Source organism: Streptomyces sp. NPDC051172 (genome assembly GCF_040682555.1).
In the GTDB taxonomy this organism is placed as follows: domain Bacteria; phylum Actinomycetota; class Actinomycetes; order Streptomycetales; family Streptomycetaceae; genus Streptomyces.
This window is the reverse complement of the sequence record NZ_JBFBBE010000237.1, coordinates 1-5,841: the sequence shown is the minus strand read 5'-3', so window position 1 is coordinate 5,841 and position 5,841 is coordinate 1. Positions and strand designations below refer to the sequence as shown.

Sequence of the window (5,841 nt, the reverse complement as noted above, 5' to 3'; positions counted from 1 at the left end):
GGGCCACACGCCGTTCACGGCAGTCAGACCGTCCGGAACGCCAGCACCACGTTGTGCCCACCAAACCCAAAGGAGTCATTGAGGGCCGCAATACGGCCCTCAACGGGCAGCTTCCGGGCCTCGCCACGGACGATGTCCGCAGCCGCCTCCGCCTCAGGGTCGAGGTTCTCGACATTGATGGTCGGCGGAGCAACCCGGTGGTACAGCGCCAGGATCGTGGCGACGGACTCGACCCCGCCCGCACCACCCAGCAGATGACCCGTCATCGACTTGGTGGCCGAGACCGCCATGTGGTCGGCATCGTCGCCGAACACCTTCCGCAGCGCCTTCAGCTCGGCCACGTCACCGGCAGGCGTCGAGGTGGCGTGCGCGTTGACGTGCACGATCTCCGCCGGGTCCAGGTCGGTGCGCTCCAGCAGGTTCTGCAGGGCGTGCGAGATGCCGCGGCCCTCGGGCTCCGGCTGCACGATGTCGTGGCTGTCGGCGGAGATGCCCTGGCCGACCGCCTCCGCGTACACGCGGGCACCGCGCTTGGCGGCGTGCTCGGCGGACTCCAGGACGAGGACGCCGGCGCCCTCGCCGAGGACGAAGCCGTCACGGGCGACGTCGTAGGGCCGCGAGGCGCCCTGCGGGTCGTCGTTGTTCTTGGACATCGCCATCATGTTGCCGAACGCGGCGATCGGGAGCGGGTGGATGGCCGCCTCCGTGCCACCCGCGACGACGACGTCGGCGCGGCCGGTACGGATCATCTCGATGGCGTAGCCGATGGCCTCGGCGCCCGACGCGCAGGCGGAGACCGGGGTGTGCACGCCCGCACGGGCGCCCACGAGGAGACCCACGTTGGCGGAGGGGCTGTTCGGCATCAGCATGGGGACGGTGTGCGGGGAGACGCGGCGTACGCCCTTCTCCTTCAGCACGTCGTACTGGTCGAGCAGGGTCGTCACACCGCCGATGCCGGAGGCGATGACGGCACCGAGACGGTCCGGGTCGATGCTCGCATCGTCACCGGCCTTCTCGGTGAAACCGGCGTCCGCCCAGGCCTCCTTGGCCGCGATCAGCGCGAACTGCGCCGAGCGGTCCAGGCGGCGGGCCTGCGGCCGGGGGATGACCTCGGTGGGCTCCACGGCGATCGGTGCGGCGATACGGACCGCCTGCTCGGCGGCCCACTCCTGCTCCAGGGGCTTCACGCCGGACTTGCCGGCGATCAGGCCCTCCCAGGTAGAGGCTGCGTCGCCACCCAGCGGTGTGGTTGCGCCGATACCGGTGACGACCACGGTGCGATTGGTCGGGCTCACGGGAATTCTTTCTCCAACGGATCGGGATTCAGCGGCGCCACCGCCGGGTGGCGGGGCAATGCAGCCGGGCCTAGAAGGCTCAGGCCTGGTGCTTGAGGATGTAGTCGGTCGCGTCGCCGACCGTCTTGAGGTTCTTGACGTCCTCGTCCGGGATCTTGACGTCGAAGCGCTCTTCGGCGGCGACGACGACCTCGACCATGGACAGCGAGTCGACGTCCAGGTCGTCGGTGAAGGACTTGTCCAGCTGGACGTCCTCAACCGGGATGCCGGCGATCTCGTTCACGATGTCGGCGAGACCGGCGACGATCTCTTCCTGAGTGGCGGCCATGTCAGGCGCTCCTTCGTAGTAATCCAGAGGGTGTGGCGCCCGCCGCGTCAGCGGCAGGTGTTGCAGTGCTTTCCGCACCGGATCCGATGATGATCCGGCACGAAGTGCCTAGGGGAGGGTAACGACCGTCGCGGCGTACACGAGACCCGCCCCGAAGCCGATGACGAGCGCGGTGTCGCCGCTCTTCGCCTCACCGGTCGCCAGAAGCCGCTCCATGGCGAGCGGAATCGAGGCGGCCGAGGTGTTGCCGGTGGTGCGTACGTCACGCGCGACCGTGACGTGCTCCGGCAGTTTCAGCGTCTTCACCATCGAGTCGATGATCCGCTCGTTGGCCTGGTGGGGAATGAAGACGTCCAGGTCGTCCGGGGTGATCCCGGCCGCGTCCAGCGCCTGCTGGGCGACCTTCGCCATCTCGAACACGGCCCAGCGGAACACCGCCTGGCCCTCCTGCGTGATCGCAGGGAACTTGTCCGTGGAGCTGTCGTACTCGTTCCACGCCACGGTCTGCTTGATGGTCTCGGACTTGTCGCCCTCCGAGCCCCACACGGTCGGGCCGATCGCCGGCTCCGTGGAGGGGCCGACCACGACCGCGCCCGCACCGTCGCCGAACAGGAAGGCCGTCGCACGGTCCTCCAGGTCGGTGAGGTCGGACAGCCGCTCCACGCCGATGACCAGGACGTACTCCGCGGAGCCCTCGACGATCATGCCCTTGGCGAGGGTGAGCCCGTAGCCGAAGCCCGCGCAGCCCGCCGAGATGTCGAAGGCGGCGGCCTTGTTCGTGCCGAGCTTGTCGGCGATCTCCGTGGCCACGGCGGGGGTCTGCTTGAAGTGCGACACGGTGGAGACGATCACGCCGCCGATCTGCTCGGCGGAGATCCCGGCGTCGGCGATCGCCTTGCCGGACGCCTCGATCGACATCGCGGCGACGGTCTCCTCGGCGGAGGCCCAGTGCCGGGTCTCGATGCCGGAGCGCGAACGGATCCACTCGTCGGACGAGTCGATCGTCTCGAGGATCACCTCGTTGGGCACCACCCGGGTCGGGCGGTAGCCGCCCACACCGAGGATGCGCGCGTACGGGGCGCCCTTGCTGGGCTTGATCTTCGACATGTTCGTACGGCTCCTTGATGTCAGGCGTTGGCGTGCTCGGCGATGAGCTCGCGGGCCGCGTCGAGGTCGTCGGGGGTCTTGAGCGCGAGCGTCTTCACGCCCGGCAGCGCGCGCTTGGCGAGGCCGACCAGCGTGCCGCCGGGGGAGACCTCGATGAGGGCGGTCGCGCCGAGCTCCTTGAAGGTCTCCATGCACAGGTCCCAGCGGACCGGGTTGGCGACCTGGCCGACCAGGCGCTCCAGCACCTCGGCGCCGGTCGCGACCGTCCGCCCGTCCTTGTTGGACACGTACGTGAACTTCGGGTCGGCGGGGGCCAGTTCGGCGGCGGCCTTCGCCAGCGCGTCGACTGCGGGCGCCATGTGGTGCGTGTGGAACGCGCCGGCGACCTTCAGCGGGACGACCTTGCGGACGCCCTCGGGCTTGTCCTCGTTCAGCACGGCGAGCTGCTCCAGGGTGCCCGCGGCGACGATCTGGCCCGCGCCGTTCACGTTCGCCGGGGTCAGGCCCAGCTTCTCCAGGTGCGCGACGGAGACCTCGGGGTCGCCGCCGAGCAGCGCCGACATCCCGGTCTCGGTGACCGCGGCGGCGTCGGCCATGGCCAGACCCCGCTTGCGTACGAGGGCGAGCGCGGAGGTGTCGTCGAGGACGCTCGCGAAGGCGGCGGCGGTGATCTCGCCGACGCTGTGGCCCGCGACGGCGCCCGGCGTGCTGGCACCGAGTGCCGCGCCGGACAGGATGCCGGCCGCGACCAGCAGCGGCTGGGCCACGGCGGTGTCGCGGATCTCCTCCGCGTCGGCCTTCGTGCCGTAGTGGGCGAGGTCCAGTCCGATGGCGTCCGACCAGGCGGCGACGCGGTCAGCGGCACCGGGCAGTTCGAGCCAGGGGGTCAGGAAGCCGGGCGTCTGGGCGCCCTGGCCGGGAGCGACGAGTACGAGCACTCTCACACTCTCTCTTGTGGACGGCCAAGGCCGCCCGTGGGGACAGGGACGAAGAACACGAGGGGGTTTTGTGGACCCCCGACAAAAGACTAGGCGGGGAGATCCCCGTCGGCCAGACGCCCCAGGATCAGCGCGATCCGCAGCGTGAAGGCGGAGCGTACATCGGAAGGCGACCAACCGGTGACGTCAGTCACACGTCGGAGCCGGTAGCGCACGGTGTTCGGGTGAACGAAGAGCATCCGGGCCGCGCCTTCCAGACTGCTCGCCTGCTCCAGATAGACGGAGAGCGTCTCCAGAAGCGCCGAGCCGGCCTCCTCCAGCGGTCTGTAGATCTCCTCCACCAACTGCTCGCGCGCGCTCGGGTCACCGGCGATCGCGCGCTCCGGCAGCAGATCGTCCGCCAGTACCGGCCGCGGGGCGTCCTGCCAGGCGGAACACGCTTTGAGGCCGGCGGCAGCTGCCTGCGCGGACCGGGTGGCGGCGAGCAGATCGGCCACCACGGGCCCGGCCACCACGGGCCCGGCCGCATACGGCCCGATCAGCGACTTGGCCACCGCGATGGGGTTGTCGCTGCCACCGGCGATGACCACGAGCCGGTCCCCGAGCACCCCGGTGAGCACCTGCAGCTTGGCGTGCCGGGCGGCCCGCCGGATCGCCTCCACCGTCAACTCGGAGTCCCCGTCCGGAGCGGTCCCGAGGACGACACACACATGCTCGGGGGCGTTCCACCCCAGGGCGGCGGCCCGGCTGACGGCGCCCTCGTCGGCCTCCCCGCTGAGCACCGCATTGACGACGAGGGACTCCAGGCGCGCGTCCCAGGCACCGCGTGCCTCGGCGGCCTGGGCATACACCTGCGCGGTGGCGAAGGCGATCTCCCGGGCGTACACGAGCAGCGCCTCGCGCAGCACGCTCTCGTCACCGGGTGCCGCCACCTCGTCGATCGCGGACTCCATGACCTCGATGGTGGTGCGCACCATCTCCACGGTCTGCCGCAGCGTGATCGCCCTGGTCAGCTCGCGGGGCGCGGTCCCGAACACATCCGTCGAGATGGCCTGCGGGGCGTCGGGGTGCCGGAACCACTCGGTGAAGGCGGCGATACCGGCCTGGGCGACCAACCCGATCCAGGAACGGTTCTCCGGGGGCATCGCCCGGTACCACGGCAGCGTCTCGCCCATGCGCGCGATGGCCTGCTGGGCGAGAGAGCCGGAGGACTTCTCCAGTCGCTTCAGGGTCGCTGCATGCGAGTGGACGCCGGGCGCGGCTTCGGGCTTGCTTGTTTCGGGTTCGGGTTCGGGCACGGGGACAAGACTGCCTCATCCGGACGGGAGCGTGCGTCGCCGGGTGCGGGCTCAGGGCTACCGTGGAGTTCGTGATGGACGTACGGCGCGCTGCGGAGCGCTACCCAGGGGGCGACCCGGCAGCCGGCATCGAGTCGTGGCACGCCTTCTCCTTCGGCCCGCACTACGACCCCGACAACCTCCGCTTCGGCGCGGTGATCGCCTGCAACGAGGAGCGCCTCGCGCCCGGTGCCGGCTTCGACGAACACCCGCACAGCCACACCGAGATCGTGACGTGGGTGGTCGAGGGCGAACTGACCCACCGTGACTCGTTCGGCCACGAGACGACGGTCCGGCCCGGCGACGTCCAGCGGCTGAGCTCGGCCGCGGGCGTACGACACGTGGAGCGCAACGACGGCGACGGCCCCCTGATCTTCGTCCAGATGTGGCTGGCCCCCCGCGACCCCGGCGGCGACCCCGCATACGAGATCGTCCACGGCATCGCGGACTCGACCCCGTACGCGGTCCCGGAGGCGGGCGCGATGCTCCATGTACGGCGCCTGGGGGCGGGGGAGCGGACGGCGGTGCCGGACGGGCGATACGTCTACCTCCACGTCGTACGTGGTGAAGTGCGGCTGGACGGCGAGGAGTTGGGGCCGGGTGATGCGGCCCGCGTCACGGACGCCAAGGATCTGGAGGCACTGGCCGCGACGGACGCGGAGCTGCTGATCTGGGCACTTGAGAACGAGGCGGAACGATGGTGACCGCGCGCCCGGGGGTTCGCCCCCGCCGCCCCTACCCTTCCCGTCCCTGGGGGCTGCGCCCCCAGACCCCCGCTTTAGGCCTGAACGGCCTCGTCCTCGAACTCCCCCACTCTCGGCTTCGCTCGAGCGGGG

6 protein-coding genes are annotated in these 5,841 nt (G+C 70.7%); 1 reads left to right on the top strand and 5 read right to left on the bottom strand.

Translation table 11 applies throughout. The annotated features are described in order from the left end of the window. Positions 1-23 precede the first annotated feature (23 nt). The 5 genes from fabF to fasR all read right to left on the bottom strand — a co-directional run bounded on the left by fabF (position 24) and on the right by fasR (position 4,966). Positions 24-1,295, bottom strand: coding sequence for a beta-ketoacyl-ACP synthase II (gene fabF, locus AB0N07_RS49530; protein ID WP_365847383.1), 1,272 nt, complete (start codon positions 1,293-1,295; stop codon positions 24-26). Positions 1,296-1,374: 79 nt separating this feature from the next. After that, positions 1,375-1,623, bottom strand: coding sequence for an acyl carrier protein (locus AB0N07_RS49525; protein WP_015660680.1), 249 nt, complete (start codon positions 1,621-1,623; stop codon positions 1,375-1,377). Between the two features lie 108 nt (positions 1,624-1,731). After that, entirely contained in the window at positions 1,732-2,730 is a 999-nt protein-coding gene (locus AB0N07_RS49520; protein WP_365847381.1) for a ketoacyl-ACP synthase III, read from the bottom strand. Positions 2,731-2,750: 20 nt separating this feature from the next. Next, on the bottom strand, positions 2,751-3,668 hold the full coding sequence (locus tag AB0N07_RS49515) for an ACP S-malonyltransferase (protein WP_365847380.1): 918 nt from the start codon (positions 3,666-3,668) through the stop codon (positions 2,751-2,753). A gap of 89 nt (positions 3,669-3,757) precedes the next feature. Beyond that, a complete protein-coding gene (gene fasR / locus AB0N07_RS49510) occupies positions 3,758-4,966 on the bottom strand; it encodes a fatty acid biosynthesis transcriptional regulator FasR (RefSeq protein ID WP_365847378.1) in 1,209 nt (402 codons plus the stop codon). A gap of 74 nt (positions 4,967-5,040) precedes the next feature. Between fasR and AB0N07_RS49505 the strand changes: the two genes are divergently transcribed. Continuing rightward, entirely contained in the window at positions 5,041-5,709 is a 669-nt protein-coding gene (locus AB0N07_RS49505) for a pirin family protein (RefSeq protein ID WP_365847376.1), read from the top strand. Positions 5,710-5,841: the final 132 nt, after the last annotated feature.

Excerpts from the sequence above, each read along its gene's own strand:
- AB0N07_RS49505 (WP_365847376.1), top strand. The coding sequence starts at position 5,041 with ATGGACGTACGGCGCGCTGCGGAGCGCTACCCAGGGGGCGACCCGGCA.
- AB0N07_RS49520 (WP_365847381.1), bottom strand. The coding sequence starts at position 2,730 with ATGTCGAAGATCAAGCCCAGCAAGGGCGCCCCGTACGCGCGCATCCTC.
- AB0N07_RS49525 (WP_015660680.1), bottom strand. The coding sequence starts at position 1,623 with ATGGCCGCCACTCAGGAAGAGATCGTCGCCGGTCTCGCCGACATCGTG.